This is a genomic window from Micromonospora sp. NPDC048894, from assembly GCF_040649765.1.
Classification (GTDB): Bacteria; Actinomycetota; Actinomycetes; order Mycobacteriales; family Micromonosporaceae; genus Micromonospora; species Micromonospora antibiotica.
Window position 1 is genome coordinate 374,368 of the sequence record NZ_JBEZFY010000003.1, and the last position, 23,583, is coordinate 397,950.

Sequence of the window (23,583 nt, forward strand, 5' to 3'; positions counted from 1 at the left end):
CGGGAAACCGGCGGGCCTGGTGGCCTGACCGCCGACCGGTCCGGCGACGTCGCATTGACAGATGTCCCTCAATTAGTGAATATTCTTGCCTGAGAGCGCTCTCACATCCGTCGACAGCTCTGGAGGGTGCAGAATGATCCGTCACCTGGGTGCCGTTCTCGGGGCCGCGACGCTGGTCGGTGCGCTGGCCGCCGCGCCCGCCGGGGCCGCACCGGTCACTGCGCCGGCCGACCCGTCCGCGCCGGCCGCCGTCGACCCGTCCGCCGGCCTTCCCGCCGGGCAACGGGCGGCGCTGCGCCGGGATCTCGGTCTGACCGACGAGCAGCTCCGCCTCCGCACGGTCGTCGAGGCCGCTGCGCCGTCGACCGAGCGTCGGCTCCGGGCCGAGCTGGGCGTCGCGTACGGCGGGTCCTGGGTCGCGGGGGACGGGAGCAGCCTGGTGGTCGGGGTGACCACGGCCGCCGACGCCGCCCGGGTCCGCCGTGCCGGCGCCCAGCCGCAGGTGGTCCGGCGGAGCCTGGCCGAGCTGGACCGGGCCCGGGCCACCCTCGACCGGGCGGCCGGCCGGGCCGGCCCGGCCGTGCACTCCTGGTATGTCGACCCGGCGAGCAACAGCGTGGTGATCCAGGCCGCCGACACCGCTGCGGCCCGGGCGTTCGCCGAGGCCACCGGCACCGCCGACGCGACCCGACCGGTCGTCGCCGCGCAGTCCTACCGCCCGGTCTACGACATCCGGGGCGGCGACCAGTACGTCATCAACAACAACACCCTCTGCTCGGTCGGCTTCGCCGTCGCCGGTGGCTTCGTCACCGCCGGTCACTGCGGTGGGGCGGGCAGCACCACCAGCGGCAGCGGCGTCGCGCAGGGCACCTTCCGGGGCTCGTCCTTCCCGGGCAACGACTACGCCTGGGTGCAGACCAACTCCTCGTGGGTGGCCACGCCCACGGTGAACACCTACAACGGCGGCACGACCGCGGTGGCCGGCTCGGCGGAGGCCGCCGTCGGCAGCGCGGTCTGCCGGTCCGGCCGGACCACCGGCTGGCGGTGCGGCACCATCACCGCCCGGGACGTCACGGTCAACTACTCCGGTTCCCTGGTGTACGGCCTGGTGGCGAGCAGCGCGTGCGCCCAGCCCGGCGACTCGGGTGGCGCGTTCGTCTCCGGCAACCAGGCGCAGGGCGTCACCTCCGGTGCCGGTGGCGACTGCAACTCCGGTGGCACCACCGTCTACCAGCCGGTCAACGAGATCCTCGGCGCGTACGGGCTGTCGCTGACCACCACCGGCGGTGGCGGTGCCGGCCAGCTCGTCGGGTACGCCGGCAAGTGCATCGACGTGCCCAACTCCAACGGCGTGGACGGCCAGTACCTGCAACTGTGGACCTGCAACGGCACCAACGCCCAGCGGTGGACCTTCGCCGGGGACGGCACCGTGCGGGCGCTCGGGCTGTGCATGGACGTGGCCTGGGGCTCGACCGCCAACGGAGCGGTCGTCCAGTTGGCCAGGTGCAGCGGCAACCCGGCCCAGCAGTTCGTCCTCAGTGGTGCCGGTGACCTGGTCAACCCGCAGGCCGACAAGTGCGTCGACGTGCAGGGCGCGAACAGCGCGGACGGTGCCCGGCTGGTCATCTGGGAGTGCACCGGCGGGGCCAACCAGAAGTGGCGGCGCGGCTGAGCGACCCGGGCGCGGGGCAGGCGACGACCGGGTTGCCCGCCCCGCGCGCCGTCGCGCCACCGGTCAGCATCGCCGCAGCGCGTGCGGGTGCACCCGACGGCGGCACCCTCGGTCGTCGTCCGGCCGACCCGTCAGGTCGGTGTCGGGGCGCGGTCCGGGGTGGATCGGGGGTCACCGGGCAGCCGGTCGCGGCAGAAGTCCCGGAACGAGCGGGGTGGGCGGCCGGTCACGTCCGCGACGGTGCTGGTGGTCCGGTCCTCCGCGCCGGCCGCGATCGCCGTGTCCAGGCTCGCGAGGAACCGGGCGAAGTCGGCTGGCAGGCCGTTGGCCTCGTGGTACGCCGAGAGCTCGGCCTCGCTGACGGCACGGTGCCGGACCGGTCGGCCGCCGGTGTCGGTGAGGACGGCGGCGATGTCGGCATAGCTCAGGCGTTCGGGGCCGGTGATGAGGTGCTCGGTGTCGTGCGACGTCGGATCGGTGAGGGCGCGGACCGCCACCCCGGCGATGTCGGCCGGATCGACGATGCCGACCCGGGCGTCGCCGGTGGCGCTGATGATCTCGCCGCGTTCCCGGGCGCTCACCCCGTGCGGACGGTCACCGACGAAGTTCTCCATGAACCAGGAGGGCCGCAGCACCGCCCACTCCGGGAAGAGCCCACCCAGCCGGGCCTGCACCTCGCCCAGGCCGGGCGTGCCCGCCTCGATCGCCGAGGAGCTGAGCAGGACGGCCCGCCGCACTCCCCGGGTGCGGGCCAGTTCCAGCAACGGCAGCATGACCGGTGCGGGATCGACCTCGCCGACGGGTGGGACCAGGTACACGCCCGTCACGCCCTCCAGTGCGGCGCGGTGGGTGCCGGGGTCGTACCAGTCGAAGCGGACGTCCCCGGCGCAGGCCCGGCGGCTGGCGACGCGGACCGGGCGGCCGGCGTCGGCGAGGGTGGCGGCGACGAGCCGGCCGGTCGTCCCGGTGCCGCCGATGACCAGGATCACGAGCGCACCAGCCCGCCGTCGAGCAGGTCCTGTGCGGCCTGCGGGTTCCAGTAGTCGCGGTAGTGCACGATGTGGCCGTCCCGGATGGTCAGCACGGCGATGTACCGCAGGCGGTAGGGCCGGTCGCTGGCGACGACGACGCCACCGGCGGTGAACTCGGCGACGAGCACCGCCGGATCGGTGGTCTCGTGCACGGTGACCTCGGTGATCTCGCGAACGTCGAGGATCTCCGGATAGTCGATGAGGTAGTCGTGCACGGCGGCCCGGCCGGTGACCCGGCTCGGTTGCCCGGCCGGCGCGAACGGGAACTCCATGACGCCGTCGTCGGCGAACAGGGCGATGAATCCCGGCATGTCCTTGGCGAGCAACAGGTGCATGGCCCGGTGGAACAGGGCGGTGGAAGGGTTCGACACGGTTGTCCCCTGGTCGTCGGTGCCGTCCCGCTGGGTGGTTACCATAGCGGACGGCCGGTCCGTTTCACTGTAGCGGACTGGCGGTCCGTTTTGCGAGGGGAGAGCGGGTGCGCGCCGACGCGGCACGAAACCGGACGGCCGTACTGGCCGCCGCTGATCGGTTGTTCGATGCCGCGACCGACCCCGACCAGGTCTCGATGGACGACATCGCCGCCGCCGCCGGAGTGGGCAAGGGCACGCTGTTTCGCCGCTTCGGCGACCGGATGGGGCTGCTCCGGGCCCTGTACGCGCAGCGCGGAGACCAGTTGCGGGCGGTACTGACGGCGACGCCCCCGACGGGGCCGCCGGCGGAGCGTGCCCTGCACCTGCTCCGCGAGGTGGTGCGGTTCAAACGGGACAGCCGGGTGCTGACGTTGGCCCTGGAGAACGCGGGCGACGGCAGCCCCTACCGCACCGGGTCGTACGAGGAGTGGCACGTCCTGCTGGTCGCGCTCGTCACCGAGGCGCGCGGCCCCGCGTCGGCGGACTACCTGGCCCACGCCCTGTTGGCGGCAGTGCGCAGCGACCTGGTGGAACACCTGCGGGACTGGCCCGACGAGCGCTGGGAGACGGGGTTGGCCGCCCTGACCCGCGCGGTGCTGGACGTCGACGCGTCGCCGGCGGCAGCCGGGGCGGGTGACCCCGTACGCCACTAGGATCGGTGTGGAGGTGGGCGAGGCATGAGACTCGGACTGCACTACTGGAACTACTCGACCCCGACCGATCCGGCGGCGATCGCACCGACGCTGATCGAGACCGCGACGATCGCGGAGGAGGCCGGGGTCGCATCGTTCACCGTGATGGACCACTACTTCCAGATGGAGGCGATGGCCCCGGCCGAGGAGCCGATGCTGGAGGCGTACACGACGCTGGGTTTCGTCGCGGCGCGGACCTCGCGGATGACGCTCGGCGTGCTGGTCACCGGCGTGATGTACCGCTACCCGGGGCTGCTCGCCAAGATCGTGACCACCCTGGACGTGCTCTCCGGCGGCCGGGCCCGGCTCGGCATCGGCGCGTCCTGGTACGAGCGCGAGCAGCACGGCCTCGGGGTGCCGGTGGTGCCGGTGGCCGAGCGGTTCGAACGGCTGGAGGAGACGCTGCGGATCTGCCGGCAGATGTGGAGCGACGACAACGGGCCGTTCGAGGGCCGGCACTACCGGTTGGCCGAGACGCTCAACTCGCCGCAGCCGCTGCGACGGCCCCACCCGCCGGTCATGATCGGCGGCAGCGGCGAGAAGAGGACCCTGCTGCTGGTGGCCCGGTACGCCGACGCCTGCAACCTGTTCGGCAGCAGCCCTGCCGAGGTGGCGCACAAGCTGGACGTGCTGCGCGGGCACTGCGCCGCCGAGGGCCGCGACTACGACACCATCGACAAGACGGTCATCGTGATGCGACCGCCGCTGGCCGACGTGGACGCGTTCCTCGCCGAGGTGGCCGAGTACGCGGCGCTCGGCGTGACCGAGGTGCAGGTCACCCCGGACCGGCACCCGGTGGAGTTCACCCGACGGGTCGCCGACGAGGTGTTGCCCAGGCTGACCACCATCGGCTGAGCCGGTCGGGCCGCCGTCCGTCTTCCGGGACCGCGTCGCCCACCCTGCCCCGCCGCCCGTTTCGCGGGACCGGCCGTCCACCCCACCGTGCCCCGCCGCCCGTTTCGCGGGACCGGGTCGTCCACCCCACCGTGCCCACCCCGCCACTGTTCACCCCGCCGCTGTCCGTCCGTCGTCCGCCCCGCCGCTGTCCGGCGGGGCGGACGACGTGGCGGTCACTGGGACAGGTGGGCGACCTCGTCGGCGGTGAGCCGCAGCCCGGCCGGGGCGGCGCTGCGCGCCGCCGCCGCGACGGCCGGCGGGTCGGCCGGTCGGCGCAGGTGCCAGTCGGTCACCGCCTGGTAGGCGGCGACCACCGACAGCAGCCGGTCCTCGCCGTACGGCAGGCCACCGAGGATGGTGCCGATCGGCAGGCCCGCGCCGGTGAACCCGATCGGGAAGCCGATCTCCGGCAGGCCGAGGATGTCGAACGGCACCGGACCGGTCTGCACCACCACGTCGCACCCGGCGAAGAGTTGGTCGAGCACCCGTTCCATCAGCAGCAGCTTGGCCCGCTGGCCGGTGATGAACTCGCCGCCACCCAGCAGCGCCCCCTGCAACCAGCCGGTCACCGACACCCCGAAGCCGCGCAGGTCGGTACGCAGGTAGGGCAGGAACGGCTCGGTGCGCTCCGGCAGCCGTACGTTGTTGAACGCGGTGCCGGTGAGCAGCTCCCACTCGTCGGGCAGCGGCACGTCGACGATCGTCGCGCCGGTGATCGCGGCGAGCTTCGCCAGGTACGCCTGCCGGGCCAGCGCGGTCTCCGAGGTGCCGGCGGTGAAGCCGGGTAGCACCCCGATCCGGGTCTTCCACCGCAGCTTGAGCTTGCCGCCCTGGTGGGTCGGGGTGGCCGCGTCGATCAGCTTGGGCACCTCGGGCAGGCCCTGGCTGCGCGGGTCGGCCGGGTCCTCACCGGCCATCGCGGTGAGCATGATGGCGGCGTCCTTGGCGTCGCGGGCCAGCGGGCCGGGATGGTCGCGGGTGTAGCTGAGCGGGATGATCCCGTGCAGCGACACCCGACCCATCGTCGGCTTGAGACCGGTGAGGTTCTGCGCGTTGGACGGCGCGGTGATCGACCCGCCGGTCTGGGTGCCGGTGCCGGACGCGGCGAGCCGGCCCGCCACGGCGGTGGCGGTGCCGGTGGACGATCCGCCGGGGTCGGTGGCCGGGTTGGTGGGGGTCCAGGCGTTGACCGTGGTGACCACCCCGGCGGGGGTGGTGGCCCGGGTGGTGGCCAGCGGACCCATCTGGGTCTTGCCCAGCACGATCGCCCCGCCGCCGGTGACCAGCCGGGTCACCGCCGTGGCGTCGTACGGTGGTCGGAAGTCGGCGAACAGGTAGGAGCTGGCGGTGGTCGGCACCCCGGCGGTGTAGTAGTTGTCCTTGATGGCCAGCGGGATGCCGTGCAGCGCGCCCCGGTGCGGCTTGCGGGCCATCGCGCGGGCCGCCTTGACCGCCTGCTCGGCGAGCACCAGGTTGAACGCCTGGTAGGTCGGCTCGTAGCGGGAGATCCGGGCCAGGTACGCCTCGACCAGCTTCTCCGAGGTGAGCTTGCCGGCCCGGATCAGCCAGGCGGCCTCGGCGATGGTCAGCTCGGTCGGGTCGGCCACCGCCTCCGGGCGCGGCTTGACGTAGGCGTTCGGCACGGCCAGCGCCGGGTTGTAGCGGCCGGGCGGGGCGACCGCCGCGCGGGTGACGCCGGCCGCCGAGGCGACGGCGGGCAGCCCGACGACGCCGCCGACCGCCGAGGCGGTGGCCAGTGCGGCGGTCCGGGCGAGGAAGGCGCGACGGTCGACGCCGTGGTCGGCAGGGGCTGTGCTCATCACTTCCGCCATTCCGTGCTGATCGAGGGGTAGAGCATCGGCGCGGGCTGCTGGGACAGCGCCTTGGCCACGGCCGGGTCGGTGCCGGCCGGGGCGGGCGGCTGGTAGGCGGCGAGCGTGCCCACCGTGCTGCGGACGAACGAACGCAGCGAGGCCAGCACGGTGGCCTGGCCGGGGGAGCCGGTCTGTGGGTCGGCGGTGGTGCCGGGTGGGAGTTGGTCGAGGTCGATGCCGAGCGACGCGAGCCGGGCGCGGATGAGGACGTCCAGCTCGGCGTCGGTCGGTGGGGTGGGGGCCATGACGCTCCTTGAGGGGTGGGCGACGTTGACCCACTGTTGAGCCGGATCGTGTCGCGGACGTGACATGTTGATCTCGGCGTCGTGAAGCCACGCAGGTCAATGCCCCTGTACGTGGGCGCGACAGTGGACGGCCGGGCCAGCGCATCGGGGCCCCGCGATCGCCCAGCACGTCCCGGCCGACGGGTCTACTCGTACGACATGTTGGGCCCGTTCGTGGCCATTGCGCTGGGGCAGGTGGCGGTCGGGCCGGTCGCTGCGGTGGTCGGTACCCGCGACACCGTGCTGATCCTCGCTGCGCTGGTGGTGCTCTCCGTGCTCGGGATGGTGCCCAGCCGGGCGGTCCGCCGGCTGGCGGCGTCGACGCCGGGGCCTGAGCGTGCGGCGGCACGGCCGGCGTTGACGTCGGGCCCGTGCGGGAACCGGCCGGTGGACCGGCGCGTGGTCGGACGTTTCGCGGAGCCGGTGCCCGGCCGGCCCGCTCCCCGGTGGGGTGCCGCCTGCCCCCGTCGGACGACCGGCGGGGGCGGCGGCAGCCGGACGGCTGCCGGCAGCGGTCGGGCCGGCGCCGGTCGGGGTACGCCGGACCCGCGCACCACCATGCGGTGGACCGAGTCGCGCCGGCCCGACAGTTACCGCAGGGCATTCCCGTTCGACTATGGGGAAAGGGGGGAACGTCAGATCAATTGCCCGCCGTCGTCGCGAATCCCGCCACAATCGAACCGGTCCCGGCCGGCCCTGGGTGCCATGCGTTATGCCGGGTATTTCGGACCACGCCGGGTGGCCGTACCCCATTACCCGGTGGTCGTCCGCCGCCGGGAACGACTCAGTCGTGGAGCGTGACGTCGGGCAGTGGGCGGCCGGTGGCGTCGAACAGCGCGGTTCCGCAGTCGCAGTGCTCGTCGGCGAGGCTCCCGGTCGCGGGCAGTTGCCAGACCAGCATCTCCCCGCAGCCCGGGCAGTCGAGGCTGACCAGGGTCTCGGTGGGTGGCGAGGCCCAGTCCCGTACCGGCTGGCCCTGGTGGGTCAGCCCGGTCGGCGGCTGCCCGCCGGTCCGCAGGACCAGCACCGGGTAGCTGTCGGTGCCGTCGTCGTGCACCGCGAGAGTGAAGCCGAGCGGTGCCAGCACGCCGGACAGGTGGTGGAGTTGGCGGATCGGCAGGTCGCCCCGGCCCAGCGTCGGGTCGGCCTCGGCGGCCCGCTGGACGACGTCGGTGTCGACGCCGTCCGGCTGGGCCCCGAAGGCCCGGATCCGCCCGGCCACGAACGCCGCCAGGGCGCCGGGCTCCTCCTCGCCGGTCCAGTCCATCACGAACAGCACGCTGTCGACCCCGATGCCCCGGGCCCGCTCGTCGGGGGTGAGGACCAGGTCCGCCAACTCCGTCACGGCGGTCACGTTAGCAACCGTCGGATGGCGGGCCGTGCGCGCCGGTCGCCCCCTGTCGCCGCCCGCGTCGTGGCGGCGTGCGACGACCATCGGACGCGCGGGATCGGTGCGGACCCGGATGCGGCCGGCGTGCTTGACCCCTATGGAAGGGGAAACTAAACTCCGGCCGTTAACGTTCACAATTATCACAGTCGATATGTGCTGTCGAAACGCCGACGGTGACGTCCAGGTCATCCCCGTGGCGGCGCAGCAGATCGGTGCCGACCGGCTCGATGGAACCGGCAGGGCGCGTATCACCACCACCACCACCAGGAGGACGAAAGAAATGACGCAGGATCAGAATGGGCCGGCGGCCAGCGAGCGGAAAACACTGAGCCGTCGCGTAGTCCTGACCACGCTGGGCACGCTGCCCGTCGCGGCGGCCACGGCGGCCCTGGGAGCCACGGAGGCCTCCGCCGCCCCGGCGAGCATCAACCTGTCGGCGACCCGGCAGACGATCAAGGGCTACGGCGCGATGGCCCACGCCGGCTGGATCGGCGACCTGACCGCCGCCCAGCGGGAGACGGCGTTCGGCACCGGTGAGGGCCGGCTCGGCTTCTCCGTGCTGCGCATCCCGGTTGGCGAGAGCCAGGCGGACTGGAGCCGTGACCTGGCCACCGCCAAGCGCGCGGCCGAACTCGGGGTGACCGTCTTCGCCTCGCCGTGGAACCCCCCGGCCAGCATGATCGAGACGTTCACCCGGGGCAGCCAGACCAACGCCAAGCGCCTGCGGGCCAGCTCCTACGCCGCATATGCGCAGTACCTGAACGACTTCACCGTGTACATGCGCAACAACGGGGTGAACCTCTACGCCATCTCCGTGCAGAACGAGCCCGACTACGCCCACGACTGGACGTGGTGGACCTCCGGCGAGATCATCAAGTTCCTCAAGGAGAACTCCGGGGTGATCAGCACCCGGGTGATGGCGCCGGAGTCGTTCCAGTACGTCAAGTCGATGTCGGACCCGATCCTCAACGACGCCACCGCACTGGCCAACGTCGACATCATCGGGGCCCACCTCTACGGCACCTCGTACTCGAACTTCCCGTACCCGCTGTTCAAGCAGAAGGGGGCGGGCAAGGAACTGTGGATGACCGAGGTCTACTACCCGAACAGCAACGCGAACTCGGGTGACGCGTGGCCGGAGGCGCTCGACGTCGGCGAGCACATCCACCGGTCCATGGTCGACGCCGAGTTCCAGACGTACGTCTGGTGGTACCTGCGGCGCAGCTACGGCCCCATGCGCGAGGACGGCCAGATCAGTAAGCGGGGCGCGATGATGGCCCAGTTCGCCCGGTTCGTGCGGCCCGGATACGTCCGCGTCGACGCCACGGCCAACCCGGCGTCGAACGTCTACGTCTCGGCCTACCGGGGCGGCAACACCGTGGTCATCGTCGCGGTCAACAAGAACACCTCGGCGGTGAGCCAGCAGTTCACCCTCTCCGGCGCCACCGCGTCGGGCAGCGTGCAGAACTGGCTGACCGACGGCAGCCGCAACGTCGCCCCGCAGAGCGCGCTGACCATGTCCAACGGCTCGTTGACCGTCAACCTGCCCGCGCGCAGCGTGATGACGTTCGTGACCAGCGTCAACGGCACCACGCCGACCCCCACCCCGACCGTGACGCCCACGGGCACCCCGACGCCGACCCCGACGCCGACCCCGACGCCCACCCCGACCCCCACCCCCACGGCGGGCGGCAGCGGACCCCGGGTCGGCTACACGATGAACAGCTGGGACTCCGGCTTCACCGCCAGCATCAGCATCACCAACACCGGCACGTCGACGATCGACGGCTGGACGTTGGTGTTCACCCTGCCGTCGGGCCAGTCCATCACGTCGGCCTGGAGCGCCACCATCTCGCCCACCAGCGGTCAGGTGAGCGCCCGCAACGTCAGCTACAACGGCACGATCGCCCCCGGCGCCACCGTCGAGATCGGCTTCCAGGCCAACCACACCGGCAACACCGCCAAACCGACCGCGTTCACCCTCAACGGCATCCCCTGCACCGTGGCCTGACGGCCGACGGCGCGACCTCGACGACCGTGCGGGCCCGCCTCCTCCGGCACCGGAGCAGGCGGGCCCGCACCTTGTGCACGCGACGCTTGCTCCTCACGTGGCGTCATGGCGGATAGTCGGAGCCGTGGAGGAACACCTGACCGTGGGACGGGTGGCGGAGCTGGCCGGGGTCACCGTCCGCACCCTGCACCACTACGACGGGATCGGCCTGCTGACGCCGTCCGCCCGCACTCCGGCGGGGCACCGGGCGTACTCGGCGGGCGACGTGCGACGGCTGCGGGAGGTGCTCGGCTACCGGCGGCTCGGCTTCGGGCTGCGGGAGATCGCGGCACTGGTGGACGACCCGACGACCGACCCGGTCGCGCACCTGTGCCGGCTGCGCGGTCTGCTGGCGGACCAGCGCGACCGGGCCGCCGCCATGGTGACGGCCATCGACCGGGAACTGGAGGCGCGGGCGATGGGGATTGCGACGCCGCCGGAGGAGCAACTGCGGGTGTTCGGCGCGCGATTGTACGACACCATCGGCGCGGCCTACCCGGCGACCCGGCGTACCGAGCCCCGGATCGCCGCCCGGATCTGGGCGGCGCTGGGTGACGCGCGCACGGTGCTCAACGTCGGGGCCGGCACCGGTTCCTACGAGCCACCCGACCGCGAGGTCACGGCGGTGGAACCGTCGGCGGTGATGCGGGCGCAGCGCCCCCCGGGTGCGGCGCGGTGCGTGGCCGCCGCCGCCGAGAACCTGCCCTTCGCGGACCGGTCCTTCGACGCCGCGATGGCGGTCAGCACCGTCCATCACTGGCCGGACCCGGTCGCCGGGCTGCGGGAGATGCGACGGGTGGCCCGTCGGGTGGTGGTGTTCACCTACGACGCCGACGACACCGGCTGGCGGGAGCGGTTCTGGCTGACCCGCGACTACCTGCCGGAGTTTGCGGGACTGCTCGTCGGCTGGCCCGCGCTGGCCGACCTGACCCGCGCGACCGGTGGCCGCGCCGAGCCGGTGGGTGTCCCGTGGGACTGCGCCGACGGTCTCTTCGAGGCGTACTGGCGGCGGCCCGAAGCCTACCTGGACGAGCCGGTGCGGCGGGCGACGTCGGTCTGGACCAGGGTCGGGCCGCAGGCCGAGCGCAGGGCCGTGCGGATGCTGCGGGCGGACCTCGCCTCCGGCCGGTGGACGCAGCGCAACCGCGACCTCATCAGCCGCGACACCGCCGAGCTCGGCCTACGCCTGCTGGTGTCCTGAGCACGCCGGCCGGGAAACCTGTCCGCCGGTCGCCGGGGTGGTGCCGACGGATGCCCGGGCCGGGACCGACCCGGGCGGGTCTGTCACCCGTGGCGGCTAACCTGCCGTCATGGTGAGCGCCGAACTGGATGAGTTGATCGTCGCCGACGCGGACGCGCTGCGTGCCTGGTTGTCGGCTCACCACGCCACCTCGCCGGGCGTCTGGCTCGCCCTGACCCGCAAGGGCGGCACGGTCACCACGCTGACCTGGCAGCAGGCGGTCGACGAGGGCCTGTGCTTCGGCTGGATCGACGGCCAGGCCCGGAAACGGGACCTGGAGACCTCGTGGATCAGGTTCACCCCCCGCCGGCCGCGCAGCATCTGGTCGCAACGCAACGTCGCCCATGTGGCGCGGCTGGAGGAGCAGGGGCGGATGCAGCCCTCGGGGCGGGCCGCGGTGGAGGCCGCGAAGGCCGACGGGCGGTGGGCGGCGGCCTACGCCCCGCCGTCGGAGGTCGAGGTGCCGGCCGACCTGCTCGCCGCCATCGCCGCCGTACCGGCCGCCCAGGCCATGTTCGACGTGCTCACCAGCGCCAACCGGTTCGCGCTCAGCCACCGCCTCAACGCGGTGAAGCGGGCGCAGACCCGCGAGCGGAAGATCGTCGAGTTCGTCGCCATGCTGGCCCGCCACGAGACGATCCACCCGCAGAAGGCCAGGCCACCGCAGTCGCCGTGATCCCTTTCTAGCGGGGCGTCCCGGGCCAGGCGTCGATGCACAGCGCGTAGGTGTAGCCGTCCACCCAGCCCCGTTCGGCGTGCCAGGAATCGCCGACGCCGTGCTGCTCCCGACGCATCCCGACCTTCTCCAGCACCCGTACCGAGGCGAGGTTGTCGGCGAAGCAGCCGGCGGTGATCCGGCGGACGCCCAGCCCGGCGAACGCGTGCGTCACCATCGCCGCGACCGCCTCGGTGGCGTAGCCGTGGCCGCCGTGGGCCGGGTCGAAGATGTAGCCGAGCTGCGCCTCCGTGCGTGCCGGCATGCCCGGCTGGCCCATCCCGTCCACCACGTCGAGCGAGACCGTGCCGATCACCAGGCCGGCCAGGGTCACCGCCATGCTGTGGTCGTCGGGGTCCGCCGCCGCGCGCCGCCACGCCGCCCGGAACGCCGCCGGCTCCACCTGGGTACGCAGCAGCCAGTAGGTGACCTCGGGCAGGTTGCGGTATTCGAGGATCCGGTCGACGTCCTCGTCCCGTACCGGGCGGAGTTCCAGGCGGGCGGTGCGCAGCGTGGTGCCTTCCATGCGGCCGGACTCTAACCCACAGTGGTCGGGCTCAGCCGGCCGGTCGCAGGTCGGCGAGGAGCTGCTCCACCCGGGCCCGGATCTCGTCGCGGATCGGGCGGACCGCCTCGACGCCCTGGCCGGCCGGGTCGGGCACCGGTTCCGGCGGCGGAAACCGCAGTTCCGGTACGCGCAGCAGCGAAGTGTCAGGTAGGCGACGCTGCCCGCGCGACCACTGTGCAGGGCCCGAACCGTGCCCTGGCAGAACCCCTCTGAGCTGCGAAAACTGGTAGGAACGGAGCGAGATTCCACTACCCGCCGACGGCGGGGAGCGGGTCGATTTCCGCCGGTCACCGTCGCGGTACGGGGGCATCGGGCACGCGGTCCAGAGCCGAACCGCTGTCTCGTCCCTTCCTCCGTGGGTGGCCCACCGCCCCCCCCGAAGAGGGAGAACACTTCATGTCCCTGGTGCACCGTCTCCACCCACGGGCGGCCTTCGTCGCCGCCCTGCTGCTGCTCGTCGGCCTGCTCACCGCACCCACCTCCGCCTCGGCGCGTGACCCCGGTCGGTCCGTCCCGCCCCCGGCGTCCACACTCCACCGCCCGCTTCCTGCCGCGCCGGCCGCCACCCTGGCGGCCCGGCCGAAACCCCCGGCGGCCCCGGCCGCACCCACCGCCACCCGTTTCCGCACCACGGCCACGGTCACCTGGAAGGCGCCGGCCTCGCCGGACACCGCCATCACCGGGTACGCGGTGACCGTCTACCGGGACGGAAAGAAGACCCGCTCGGTCTCCTTCGACGCCTCAACGACCAGCCGGAAGGTCTCCGGGCTGACGGCGAAGGGCAGCTACACCTTCACCGTGGCGGCGAAGAACGTCGCCGGGACCGGCCCGGCCAGCGCGCGCTCGAAGGCGGCGAAGCTGCTCGCCCTGCCGGGTGCCCCGACCGTCATCGCGGTCACCGCGGACACCGCCTCGGCGGTGCTGAGCTGGACCCCCGGCCCGGACGGCGGCTCGCCGATCACCGGTTACGAGGTCCACCCGTACGTCGGCGGGGTACGCCAGGCCGCGCAGTCGTTCGGCCCGGCCACCACCAACACGGTGACCGGCCTGCTCCCGACCACCACGTACACCTTCACCGTGGCGGCCCGGACCGCCGCCGGGACCGGCCCGGAGTCCGCGCCGTCGGCGACGGTGACCGCGAACGTGTCGCCGACGCTGCTGTTCGACGCCCCCACCGACGCCACCGTCGGGATCGCCTACGTCGCCACCCTGAACGTCACCCACGGCGTGCCGCCGTTCACCTGGTCGGTGGCCTCCGGCGCGCTGCCCCCCGGGCTGATCCTCAACCCGGTCACCAACGGCATCTCCGGGGTGCCGACCACCGCCGGTCAGTACCCGGTGGTGATCCGGGTGGTCGACGCGGCGGCCCGCTCCGGCACCCGGCTGATCGTGCTGACCGTCAACCAGGCACCCACCCTGGTCTTCCCGCCGCCGCCGTTGGCCGAGGTCGATGCGATCTATGCCGACCTGCTCACCGTCGTCGGCGGCACCGCGCCGTTCGTCTGGGGGCTGGCCGACGGGTCGATGCCCCCCGGGCTGACCCTCGACCCGGCCACCGGCCTGATCTCCGGCCGGCCGACCCTCGCCGGGACCTACCCGGCCACCATCCGGGTCACCGACGCCAACGGCTTCACCGCCACCAAGCCGATCCGGCTGGTGGTGCAGCCCAAGAGCGTGGTCACCCTGACCGCCTCCACCAACGCCACCACCTTCGGCACCCCGGTGCACTTCGAGGTGGTCATCGGGCCCGGTCAGGCCGACGGGGCGGTGACGTTGATCGACGCACTGCCCAACGGGATCGAGACCCGGCTCGGGACGTTCCCGGTGGCGCTCAACCGCGCGTCGTTCGATCTGCAGATGCCGGCCTTCGGCCTCAACGAGTTCCGGGTGCAGTACGACGGGGTCGATCCGAACGCCGAGGTGGTGTCGAACTCGGTCACGGTCGAGGTCTCCGCCCTGCGGGAGCAACTGGAGATCAACCAGTTCGCCCAGTCGGGTCTGACCGGCCTCGCCGACCAGTACGTCACGGTCACCAACACCACCGCGCTCGACCTGCCGATCGCCGGGTTCCGGATCGAGGCCCCCGGCGGGGTGGTCGTGGTCGTTCCGGGCAGCGCCCGACCGCTCCCACCGCGCCGCGGCTTCCTGGTGGTGGGCCCGACCTACTCGCTGCCCAACATCCAACCCGACCTGGTCGTGTCGGGTCTCGGCCAGGGCGGCCTGCGGCTGGTCGCGCCGGACACGGCACACACCGTCACCGACGCGGCCGGCTCCACGCCGGGCTTCGTCGAGGGCACCCCGCTGCCGGCCTTCGGCAGCCCACCGTTCGTCAACCATGCGTGGGTCCGGCTGAGCGTCGGCGGCAAGCCACAGGACACCAGCGACAACGCGGCGGACTTCCGGCTGGTGGCGACCGTGCTCGGCCCGATCAACGGGGTGCCGTCGGCGTTGGGCACCCCGTCGCCGCAGAACAGCCTGGGCACCTACCAGCAGAACACCGCGGTGCAGTCGACGCTGCTCGACCCGGGCGTCGCCCAGGGCGTCGCGCCCAACCGGGTCCGGGTCGAGGGCAGCCCGGGAACGTTGATCATCCGGCGCACCATCACCAACCGGTCCAGCGCGCCGATCACCCAGGCCCGGGTCCGGATCACTGCCCTGAGCCAGGAGAACGGGGCCCCGCTGCCCGGCGGGTCGTCCCCGGCCATCCACTCCAACATGCGGCTGGTCAACCCGGTCAACCCGACCAGCTCGATCACCATCAGCACCGGTCAGACCCTGCTGGTGCGGAACCTGTCGATGGACGCGCCGGCCACCAACCCGCCCGGCGGCGGGCTGGCCACCACCCTGACCGTCCCGTTCGACCTGGGCGGGCTGCGGCCGGGCGGGCAGGTGCACATCGCCCTCACCTTCGCCGTCGACACGCCGGGCACGTTCTGGATCGCCTATGACATCGACGCGCTCGGCACCGGTGACACCCCGACCATCGCGGGCACCGGCAAGGCGGCCAAGAAGGCCAAGTCGGCCACCTCGGCCAGGCAGCGGGCGCTCGACGCCCGCCGGTTGGCCGAGTCCAGGAAGTTGAGCCTGATCACCGGCACCGTGCGCTGAGGCACGGCCGCATCAGGGGTGCGGGTGGCGGGTCACCATGACCGCCACCCGCACCGCTGCGCCGACGACGGTCGTTGACCAGGACATGAACGGGGGAGCGATGGGGACGACCGGGCGGTCCGTCTACGGGCTGTGCGTGCACGGGTTGGACGAGGTCGAGGAGCTTCCCCCGTCCGACGCCCACCCGGACCGTCCGGCGGTACGCGTCGGGCAGACCACCGCCGTGCCGCCGCCGCCGGTCCCCATCGACCTCGACGGTGGGGTACGGGTCCTCGTCGACGGGCGGACCCTCGCGGTGGACCGGCGGCGGGGCACCGCCACCTTCCACGGCCCGCCGCTCGCCCCCGACGTGCTCGCCCACCCCTACCTCGCCCCGGTGGCGACGGTCTTCAACCGGTGGGCCGGCCGGGAGACGTTCCACAGTGGCGCGTTCGTCCACGCCGGGCGGGCCTGGGCGGTGGTCGGGCCGCGTACCGCCGGCAAGAGCAGCCTGCTCGCCGCCCTGGCCGCCCGGGACGTCCCGGTGGTCGCCGACGACATCCTGGTGGTCGACCGGACCGAGGTCTACGCCGGCCCGCGCTGCATCGACCTGCGGGAACCCGTGCCGGGGCCGGCGCTGTCCACCCGGGCGGTCCGGGCCGGTGAGCGGCTGCGGGTGGCCCTGCCGCCGATCGCCGACCGGACCCCGCTGGGTGGCTGGCTCTTCCTCGGCTGGGGCCGGACGCCGACGACGACCCCGGTGCCCCCGGCCGAGCTGCTGGCCCGGCTCGCCGGCTGCCGGTCCTGGCACCGGTTGCCCACCGACCCGGCCGCCCTGCTGGGCCTCGCCGCCCTGCCGGCGTGGGACCTCACCCGGCCGCGTGACTGGGCCGCGTTCGGGCCGACCCTGCGGCTGGTCGAGCGGACCCTGACCGCCGCGCGGGCCGTGGCGGCGTCCCGATGACCGCATCGCAGGCCACCGGCGCGGCCGTCCGGCACCTCGCTCTCGACGCGACCGCCGTGGCGACCTGCGCCCGGCTGGCCGACCGGGGGATACCGGCCATCCTACTCAAGGGGGCCGGGCTGGCCCGCCGTCTCGGCACCGAGGGACGCCGGGTCTATTCCGACGTCGACCTGCTGGTCGCGCCGGACGACTTCGACCGCGCCGAAGCGCTTCTCGCCGGGTCGGGCTTCCGCAGCGCGTTGCCGCCGGGCCGCCCCGATCCCCGGCTGCTCTGGTATGAGCGCCCCTGGTACGCGCCCGGCCCGGCACCGCTCGTCGTCGACCTGCACCGGGGCTTTCACGGGGTGGCCGACCCGCAGGCGTTCTGGACCCTGCTGTCGGCGTCGGCGCAGCGGCTGCCGTTGGCCGGCGGCACGGTCGCCGTACCCGACGTGGCCGCCACCGCCCTGCTGGTCGCCGTGCACGCCGCGATGCCCGGTCGCTCCGACCGGCCGTACGCCGATCTGCGGCGTGCGTTGGTGGTCTTCCCGGTCGAGGTGTGGCGGGCGGCCACCGTGCTCGCCACACAGACCGGCGCGGTGCCGGCGTTCGGCTTCGGGCTGCGCCTGGCACCGGACGGCGCGGCACTGGCGGACCGCCTCGGCCTGCCCCGGCAGACGAGCCGGACGCAGTGGGCCGCCGTGCGTCGGGTCTCCGGCCCCGCGTACGTGCTGGCCCGGCTCGCCGAGCTGCCCACCGGACGGGACCGGTGGCGGCACCTGGTGCCGTACCTCCTGCCACCACCCACCGCGATGCGGCACGACAGCCGGCTGGCCCGGCGCGGTCCGGTGGGCCTGTCGGCCGCCTACCTGCTGCGTTTCGCCCGGCACATCGTCAGCCTGCCGACGGCGGTGCGGGAGCTGCGGACCGCCACCCGGCTGGCGCGGCGCTCCCGCCATGGCTGACCGGCACCGGTCGACCCTGCGTGCCATGGCGCGGGCGCTGCGCCGGGGTGGCCTGCCGGCGGCCCGGACGGCCCTCTGGACGGGCCGGGCGGTGCATCAGGCGCGTCGGCAGCTCGCCCGGCACGGCATGACCGACCTGCGGCTGCCGGCCCCGCCGCCCGGCGCGGCCGCCCACCGCGCGGTGGTGCTCGGCGTGCTGCGCCGCACCGGGGCCAACTGCCTGGAACGCTCCCTGGTGCGGCAACGCTGGTACGGCGCTCAGCTGGTCGCCCGGACGGTCGTGATCGGGGTGACCGCCCCGAGCACCGGTTTCCACGCCCACGCCTGGCTCGACGGCGACACCGACGCCGAGCGGGAGGCCATGGTGGAGATCCTCCGCCGGCCCACCCCGCCGGCCTGGCTGGGCGAACGGCCCTGACGCCGGCCACCCGGGCCTGGCGGTCGGCCCTGACGTCGGGGCATCCGGGCCGGTCGGGCTGGCGGGCCGACAGCGGGTCACCGCCCCGGTAGCAGGCCGTGTCGGCGCAGGTCGTCGAGGAAGGCCGCGACATCGGCGCTCGCCCGGTCCCGATCCACGGCGATGTCGGCGACCAGCACGGTCACCAGTTCCCGCTGGGTCGCGCCGCCGACCAGGCGCTGCCACAGCAACGCCCCGCAGCGGTCCAGTCCGAAGTAGACCGAGCGCTCGGTGTCCAGCACGACCACCTCGTCGCCGGCCTGCCGCCAGGCCACCCGGGTCGGGTCCACCCGGTGTACGGTCTCCGGCCGGCTCATCCGCTCACCTCCGCGTCGGCTCCGGCGCGTCGCCCTCCGGCCGGTGGCAGCGCTCGGATCGGCGTGGCCCGCGTCGGGAACCGAGGGGCCGGGGATGGTGTGGTCGCCAGCCAGAGCTGCTGGACCAGGGCGGCGGTGCCGCCGGGGATCGGCCAGCGGGACCAGGTGTCGCGCAGGGCGGCCACGTCGACCAGCTCCGGGTCCGCGCCGGTGCCGTCCCAGGAGCGGACGAAATCCCGGGTCGGGGTACGCAGAAAGACGTCGCGGAAGTGGGCCTTGCGGCGGGGCGCGATGACCTCGGGCGGCAGGGCGTCGCCGACGATCTCGGCGAGCAGACCGTCCCGGGAGGTGCGGTGCCGCCGCCCGGCCAGTGCGGTCAGCGCGTCCAGGAAGCCGTCGTCGAGCAGCGGATGGACCGGGGTGACGTCGTGGTCCTCGGCGACGGCGGTGAAGGCTGACCGGGTGATCACCAGGTCACGGCGGCGGGTGTGCCACGCGACGCGGGGGCCGAGCCGGCGCGGCTCGGCCCGCTGCTCCGCCCGCAGCGCGCGGCCGACCTGCCGGGCTGTCTCGGCCGGCAGCCACGGGAACAGCCGCTTCGGCCGGTGCCGGCGCGACAGCTCACGGGCGAGGACCCGGACCCGGCCCAGGCGGGCCCGGGTCGACCGGGGTGGCGGACGACGCCATCCCGACAACACCTGGTCCCCGCCGAGGCCGGTGAGCACGCTTCCGCCAGTGGCCAGCTCCAGCAGCGGCAGGTGCAGGTGCAGGTTCACCGGATGCCGTACCCCGTACCGGTGCAGGAAACGGCCGGCTACCGGGCCGACCAGGTCCAGGTCGTGGTCGGCCCGCAGGATCTCCCATGCGGACCCGAGGCCAAGCGCCGCGACGACCCGGTCCTGCCAGGGCGACTCGTCGGCCCGGGGTGCGCCGGTGAACCGCCAGGTGATCGGGACCGGGTCGGGCAGGCCCTCCCACCGGGCCATCCGGACGGCCACGGCGAGCACCAGCGACGAGTCCAACCCGCCGGAGAAGCTCACCACGCACGGCGGTCGGCGCAGCGCGGGCAGCACCGCCTGGCCCAGCGCGGCGAGCGGGTCCGGGGCGACCGGGGGGACGACCCGCAGGGTCGGCGGCCCCACGCCCAGCACGGTGCCGGACGCGATGTCGAGCGGAGTCGGACGGAGCATGGGCACCTCAATCACGGGTCAGGGTTCCCCGGGCGGTGGCGATCCGTAGCGCGCGCCCGAAGAACCAGGTCGACAGGGGTAACAGCAACACGGTGGCGGCCAACAGGGTGAGTGCGGAGCCGGCCCAGGCGTCGCCGGACAACGCGGCGCGCAGGCCGTCCAGCGCGATCCGGCTGGGCAGCACGGCGGTCAGGGTGGGTAGGCCACCGGGAAGCGCGGCCACCGGGAAGTACGTCCCGGACAGGAAGGACAATCCGACGATCATCAGGCGGGCGGCGCTCTCGCCGTACCCGACGGCAACGGCGAACGCGGTCAACCCGATGCCGATACCCATCATCGCCGCGCTGCCGGCCACCAGGACCGCGGCGACGCCCCACCAGTCGGCCCGCGCGGTGTGCAGGCCGAACAGCGCGTGCAGCAGGACCAGGTAGAACCCGGCGCGCAGCAACGCCAGCAGGAAAGGGTACGCGGCCGTGCCCACCGCGAGGGCGGACGCCGGCACCGGCTGCGCGGCCAGCAGCTCCAGCGTGCCGCTGCGTTGCTCCCGGGCCACCCGCGAGGTCAGCTGGGTGCTCGCGGCCTGGAGGACGAGCATGAAGGTGATGCCGACCGCGACGAAGTCGAAGTAGGTCGTCGCGCCCAGCAGGCGGTGCGCCCCCGGTGGCGTCAACACCCGGGAGATGAACAGGAAGACCAGCAGGTTCACCACCCCGAACACGAGGTCCAGCAGCAGTGGCAGCCGGATCAGCTGTCGCTCGCCCAGGTCCCGCCGGGCCAGGGCGAGCACGGCCCGACCGCCCGCCGCCGACCCGGGCCGGGGAGCCGGGCCGGGGGCGGGCGGAGCCGGCCGGGGGTGCAGACGCGTGCCGGCCCGTGGCGTCATCCGACCGCCGCCAGGGTGAGCCGCTGCTGGCAACGGTTGCCGTCGTCGGCGTGGTGGGAGGCGACCACACAGGTCAGCTCCGTCCGCCGGTCGATGGTCTGCCAGAGCAACCGCCGGCCCTCCTCGTCGAGGGAGCGCCCCGGCTCGTCGAGCAGCAGGAGCGCGGGTGCGGCGACGAGCGACCGGGCGATGCTGATCCGGGCGCGCATGCCGGCCGAGCAGCGGGCGGCCGGCATGCTGGCGTAGCGGGCGATGCCCAACTCCTCCTCGATTGCGTCGACGGCGGCGCGGACGGCCCGCCGGGGGAGCCGGAGCCGGGCGACGAGCGTGATGTTCTGGTGTGCCGTGAGCTGCTCGTAGAGGCCCTGTTCCGGCGCCAGGCACACGCCGGTCGCGCGCCGGGCACCCGGCGAGCCGACCGGATGGCCGGCCACGGTGGCCTGCCCGGCACTCAGGGCCAGCGTGCCGGACAGGCACCGCAGCAGGGTGGTCTTGCCGGATCCGTTGGGCCCCGCCAGGAGCACCCGTTCGCCGGCCGCCGCCTCGAAGTCGAGGTCGGTGAAGACACTGCGGTGACCGAACCGTCGGGTGGCCCGCACGAGACGCAGCATCGGCGTCCGGCCCTCACCGTTGGTTCAGAGCAGCGAGGCGTCGCCGTTGCCGCCCAGCCCGTCGTCGGGCCCGACGGTGCCGCCCTGGGTGAGTTCGGCGAGGGTGCCGAGCCGGGTGACGGTCGGGGGCCGGTAGCCCGAGGCGTCGGGTGCGGTGGGAGTGCCGTCGAGGTCGCGGAGTGAATCCATGTCAGTTCCCTGCTTCGGTAGATGGACGCCCAGAAAACCCCATTGCGGGTCATGAAAGGCGTTTGGGGCGATAGTAGCTGCTATGGAGTGTTTCCGGTATCGGACTCCTGCGGCGTTGCCGTTGTCGGAATTAACGCTTGGAGACCGTGGTGGTCACGCTGCTCGGCGGTCTCGTTCCGCGAATTGCGCCTTGTGCGCGTCGTGGCTGCCTATCCGGGGATCCCGCGCAAGTCGGCCGACGCGCGTCGACCGTCTGGTGACTGCCGGCGGCGGCCTGCGTCGGAGCGGTTCCCGGCTGTGGTTACTGTCCACGGTGCTCTGTCGAGGGGGTCATCTGCGCTGGCCAGAGCGGTATCCGGCGGGCGGGGGGGCGATGGCTGGTGTGTGCCGGGGTGATTTCGACCTGACTTCTTCGTGTGCCGCAACCTTTTCTCGCGAGCGAGAAATTTGCTTTCGCGCTGCTTGGATCTGTTCTACCTTCGTCTTTCACCACCTTGGTGCGCGAATCGCGAATATGTAGCGTGATTAGAGTGTCCGATCCGGGGTAGGGCAGGTAGCAGATCGGTGATGTCGCCTATAGTGCGGCATTATTGGATTTCTGCTGCCCGGTGCGTTGCCAGGCGGCGTGGCCACGGGAGGGCACCGGATGGCTGGCTACCGGCCGCCCCTTTCCCGGCGATCGACGGCGCGACCAGCCGTGGAAGCCGATCCCGAGGCCGGGGTGCAGCCATTGCCCTGGCAGCGGTACACCATGACCGACGCCGACGAGGTGCGCGCGTTCCTGCGGGCCACGTTCGCCGACGTCACCGTCGCGGTGTCCGAGTTCGGGGCCGAGGGGGCGCAACTGCGGGGCATGAGAGCGATGCTCGGCGATGTGACGCTGTACGGACTGCGGTGCTCGGCATGCCTCCGGGTGGAGGCCGTCGCGCACGGACTGGTCAACATCTTGCACGTGCGCGACGGACGGTTGTCGGTCAGCGACCGCCGGGACGTCCACCGAGTCACACCCGGCCAGGTGGCCCTCCTGCCGGCCGAGCAGGCGCTGGAGTTGGAGGGCGAGGCCGTTGAGTCGTTCGCCGTCGGGCTGCCGACGTCGCTGGTCGACGAGGTCGCCCACACCTGGTCCGGAGGTGGCGGTGGGCGGGTGCGTTTCGTGGGAACCCGTCCGGTCTCGGTCGGGCTGGAGCGGCACTGGTTGGGGACGCTGGCGTACGTGCGGCAGGTGGTGCTGGCCGACCTCGCCCTGGCCACCAACCCGCTGGTCATCGAGCAGGTCCGGCACATGCTGGCGGCGGCGGCGCTGGCGGTCTTCCCGAGCGCCGCCGTCGTACCCCAGCCGCGCGGCCCGGGTGACATCGCGCCCTCGGTGGTACGCCGGGCGATGGACCACGTGGAGGCGCACAGCGACCGGTACGTGTCGCTGGCGGAGCTGGCCGAGGCCTCCGGCGTCTCCGCCCGAGGGTTGCAGTACGCGTTCCGCCGTTACCAGGACACCACCCCCGCCCGGTACGCCCGCCGGGTTCGGCTGGGCCGCGCCCACGAGGACCTGCTCCGGGGGGGCCCGGCGGCGGGCGACACGGTGGCCGCGATCGCCGCCCGCTGGGGGTTCACGGACGCGAAGCGCTTCGCCACCGACTACCGGGCCGCCTACGGCCAGCCGCCGAGCCGCACGCTGCGATCCTGACCCGGCCGTCGCGTGTTTGGATGGTCCGGTGGAGTTCACCGTGACAGACGCGCCGGACCGGGAGCGGTTCGAGGCGCGCGACGAGACCGGAACGCTGGCCGGGATGGTCACCTACCAGTTGACCGGCACCATCATCGCCTACACGCACACCGAGGTCGAGCCGGCCTTCGAGGGTCGGGGGGCCGGCTCGACGCTGGCCCGCGCGGTCATGGACGACGCCCGCTCCCGGGGCCGGACGGTGGTGCCGATCTGCCCGTTCCTCGGTGACTGGCTGGGCCGGCACCCGGAGTACGCGGACATCGTGGTCCGGTCCACCCGGAAGATCAGGTAGGTCGGCAGGGCAGCCCCGCGCCGCCCCGGGTGGGTCGTCGCCCGGGTCGTGTCGGGTGGGTGGCTGGTTCGTCGTGCGGTGAGCGGGCGGGAGCGCTGCG

At 73.4% G+C, this 23,583-nt stretch carries 23 protein-coding genes; 12 read left to right on the plus strand and 11 right to left on the minus strand.

Features of this window, described 5'->3' with window-relative positions; all coding sequences use genetic code 11:
• Nucleotides 1–133 precede the first annotated feature (133 nt).
• A complete protein-coding gene (locus AB0C22_RS08610; RefSeq protein WP_357534284.1) occupies nt 134–1,672 on the plus strand; it encodes a ricin-type beta-trefoil lectin domain protein in 1,539 nt (512 codons plus the stop codon).
• 131 nt (nt 1,673–1,803) lie between these two features.
• Here AB0C22_RS08610 and AB0C22_RS08615 read toward each other — a convergent pair whose 3' ends face one another.
• On the minus strand, nt 1,804–2,661 hold the full coding sequence (locus tag AB0C22_RS08615; protein WP_357534286.1) for an NAD-dependent epimerase/dehydratase family protein: 858 nt from the start codon (nt 2,659–2,661) through the stop codon (nt 1,804–1,806).
• Complete coding sequence (locus tag AB0C22_RS08620) at nt 2,658–3,074, minus strand: nuclear transport factor 2 family protein (RefSeq protein ID WP_308290798.1); 417 nt, start codon at nt 3,072–3,074, stop codon at nt 2,658–2,660. The genes AB0C22_RS08615 and AB0C22_RS08620 overlap by 4 nt, the downstream gene beginning before the upstream one ends.
• Nucleotides 3,075–3,181: 107 nt before the next feature.
• Here AB0C22_RS08620 and AB0C22_RS08625 point away from each other — a divergent pair, with 107 nt between their 5' ends.
• A complete protein-coding gene (locus AB0C22_RS08625) occupies nt 3,182–3,769 on the plus strand; it encodes a TetR/AcrR family transcriptional regulator (RefSeq protein WP_219462873.1) in 588 nt (195 codons plus the stop codon).
• Between the two features lie 24 nt (nt 3,770–3,793).
• Nucleotides 3,794–4,663 (plus strand): LLM class F420-dependent oxidoreductase, encoded by an 870-nt coding sequence (locus tag AB0C22_RS08630; RefSeq protein WP_219462870.1) that lies wholly within the window; start codon nt 3,794–3,796, stop codon nt 4,661–4,663.
• 215 nt (nt 4,664–4,878) lie between these two features.
• On the opposite strand, the gene AB0C22_RS08635 is transcribed toward AB0C22_RS08630, so the two are convergent.
• From AB0C22_RS08635 to AB0C22_RS08645, 3 genes are all read right to left on the minus strand, one after another.
• Nucleotides 4,879–6,525: an amidase gene (locus AB0C22_RS08635; RefSeq protein ID WP_357534289.1), complete on the minus strand. Its 1,647-nt coding sequence runs from the start codon at nt 6,523–6,525 to the stop codon at nt 4,879–4,881.
• Complete coding sequence (locus tag AB0C22_RS08640) at nt 6,525–6,824, minus strand: hypothetical protein (protein WP_219462865.1); 300 nt, start codon at nt 6,822–6,824, stop codon at nt 6,525–6,527. Before AB0C22_RS08640 ends, AB0C22_RS08635 begins: the two co-directional genes overlap by 1 nt.
• Before the next feature lie 823 nt (nt 6,825–7,647).
• Nucleotides 7,648–8,217, minus strand: a complete 570-nt coding sequence (locus tag AB0C22_RS08645; protein WP_308290797.1) for a hypothetical protein — start codon at nt 8,215–8,217, stop codon at nt 7,648–7,650.
• Nucleotides 8,218–8,533: 316 nt separating this feature from the next.
• On the opposite strand from AB0C22_RS08645, the gene AB0C22_RS08650 reads away from it, so the two are divergent.
• The 3 genes from AB0C22_RS08650 to AB0C22_RS08660 all read left to right on the plus strand — a co-directional run bounded on the left by AB0C22_RS08650 (nt 8,534) and on the right by AB0C22_RS08660 (nt 12,219).
• Nucleotides 8,534–10,264, plus strand: coding sequence for a cellulose binding domain-containing protein (locus AB0C22_RS08650; protein ID WP_357534291.1), 1,731 nt, complete (start codon nt 8,534–8,536; stop codon nt 10,262–10,264).
• Nucleotides 10,265–10,388: 124 nt separating this feature from the next.
• The gene (locus tag AB0C22_RS08655) at nt 10,389–11,504 is read left to right on the plus strand and encodes a MerR family transcriptional regulator (RefSeq protein ID WP_219462861.1); all 1,116 of its coding nucleotides are present in this window, start codon (nt 10,389–10,391) and stop codon (nt 11,502–11,504) included.
• A 109-nt stretch (nt 11,505–11,613) separates the two neighbouring features.
• A complete protein-coding gene (locus AB0C22_RS08660; protein WP_219462859.1) occupies nt 11,614–12,219 on the plus strand; it encodes a YdeI/OmpD-associated family protein in 606 nt (201 codons plus the stop codon).
• Between the two features lie 7 nt (nt 12,220–12,226).
• On the opposite strand, the gene AB0C22_RS08665 is transcribed toward AB0C22_RS08660, so the two are convergent.
• On the minus strand, nt 12,227–12,784 hold the full coding sequence (locus tag AB0C22_RS08665; protein WP_219462856.1) for a GNAT family protein: 558 nt from the start codon (nt 12,782–12,784) through the stop codon (nt 12,227–12,229).
• A 438-nt stretch (nt 12,785–13,222) separates the two neighbouring features.
• Here AB0C22_RS08665 and AB0C22_RS08670 point away from each other — a divergent pair, with 438 nt between their 5' ends.
• Genes AB0C22_RS08670 through AB0C22_RS08685 form a run of 4 tightly spaced genes read left to right on the plus strand, consistent with a single transcriptional unit; the run spans nt 13,223 to nt 18,239 of the window.
• Complete coding sequence (locus AB0C22_RS08670) at nt 13,223–15,934, plus strand: fibronectin type III domain-containing protein (protein ID WP_357534294.1); 2,712 nt, start codon at nt 13,223–13,225, stop codon at nt 15,932–15,934.
• A gap of 37 nt (nt 15,935–15,971) precedes the next feature.
• Nucleotides 15,972–16,877 carry a hypothetical protein gene (locus AB0C22_RS08675; protein WP_357534296.1) on the plus strand — a complete coding sequence of 302 codons (906 nt, stop codon included), beginning with the start codon at nt 15,972–15,974 and terminating at the stop codon, nt 16,875–16,877.
• Nucleotides 16,874–17,821: a nucleotidyltransferase family protein gene (locus AB0C22_RS08680; protein ID WP_357534298.1), complete on the plus strand. Its 948-nt coding sequence runs from the start codon at nt 16,874–16,876 to the stop codon at nt 17,819–17,821. Before AB0C22_RS08675 ends, AB0C22_RS08680 begins: the two co-directional genes overlap by 4 nt.
• Nucleotides 17,814–18,239: a lasso peptide biosynthesis protein gene (locus AB0C22_RS08685; RefSeq protein ID WP_357534300.1), complete on the plus strand. Its 426-nt coding sequence runs from the start codon at nt 17,814–17,816 to the stop codon at nt 18,237–18,239. Before AB0C22_RS08680 ends, AB0C22_RS08685 begins: the two co-directional genes overlap by 8 nt.
• Nucleotides 18,240–18,316: 77 nt before the next feature.
• Here the strand turns inward: AB0C22_RS08685 and AB0C22_RS08690 are convergent, their stop codons facing one another.
• Genes AB0C22_RS08690 through AB0C22_RS08710 form a run of 5 tightly spaced genes read right to left on the minus strand, consistent with a single transcriptional unit; the run spans nt 18,317 to nt 21,468 of the window.
• On the minus strand, nt 18,317–18,595 hold the full coding sequence (locus AB0C22_RS08690) for a PqqD family protein (RefSeq protein WP_357534302.1): 279 nt from the start codon (nt 18,593–18,595) through the stop codon (nt 18,317–18,319).
• Nucleotides 18,592–19,785 carry an asparagine synthase-related protein gene (locus tag AB0C22_RS08695; protein ID WP_357534304.1) on the minus strand — a complete coding sequence of 398 codons (1,194 nt, stop codon included), beginning with the start codon at nt 19,783–19,785 and terminating at the stop codon, nt 18,592–18,594. The genes AB0C22_RS08690 and AB0C22_RS08695 overlap by 4 nt, the downstream gene beginning before the upstream one ends.
• A 7-nt stretch (nt 19,786–19,792) precedes the next feature.
• Entirely contained in the window at nt 19,793–20,668 is an 876-nt protein-coding gene (locus AB0C22_RS08700) for an ABC transporter permease (RefSeq protein ID WP_219462842.1), read from the minus strand.
• Entirely contained in the window at nt 20,665–21,279 is a 615-nt protein-coding gene (locus tag AB0C22_RS08705) for an ATP-binding cassette domain-containing protein (RefSeq protein WP_219462840.1), read from the minus strand. Before AB0C22_RS08705 ends, AB0C22_RS08700 begins: the two co-directional genes overlap by 4 nt.
• 24 nt (nt 21,280–21,303) lie before the next feature.
• Nucleotides 21,304–21,468 carry a lasso RiPP family leader peptide-containing protein gene (locus AB0C22_RS08710; RefSeq protein ID WP_219462838.1) on the minus strand — a complete coding sequence of 55 codons (165 nt, stop codon included), beginning with the start codon at nt 21,466–21,468 and terminating at the stop codon, nt 21,304–21,306.
• Between the two features lie 697 nt (nt 21,469–22,165).
• On the opposite strand from AB0C22_RS08710, the gene AB0C22_RS08715 reads away from it, so the two are divergent.
• On the plus strand, nt 22,166–23,152 hold the full coding sequence (locus tag AB0C22_RS08715) for a helix-turn-helix domain-containing protein (protein WP_357534307.1): 987 nt from the start codon (nt 22,166–22,168) through the stop codon (nt 23,150–23,152).
• A gap of 40 nt (nt 23,153–23,192) precedes the next feature.
• Nucleotides 23,193–23,483, plus strand: a complete 291-nt coding sequence (locus tag AB0C22_RS08720; RefSeq protein ID WP_357534309.1) for a GNAT family N-acetyltransferase — start codon at nt 23,193–23,195, stop codon at nt 23,481–23,483.
• The last annotated feature ends 100 nt before the right edge of the window (nt 23,484–23,583 follow it).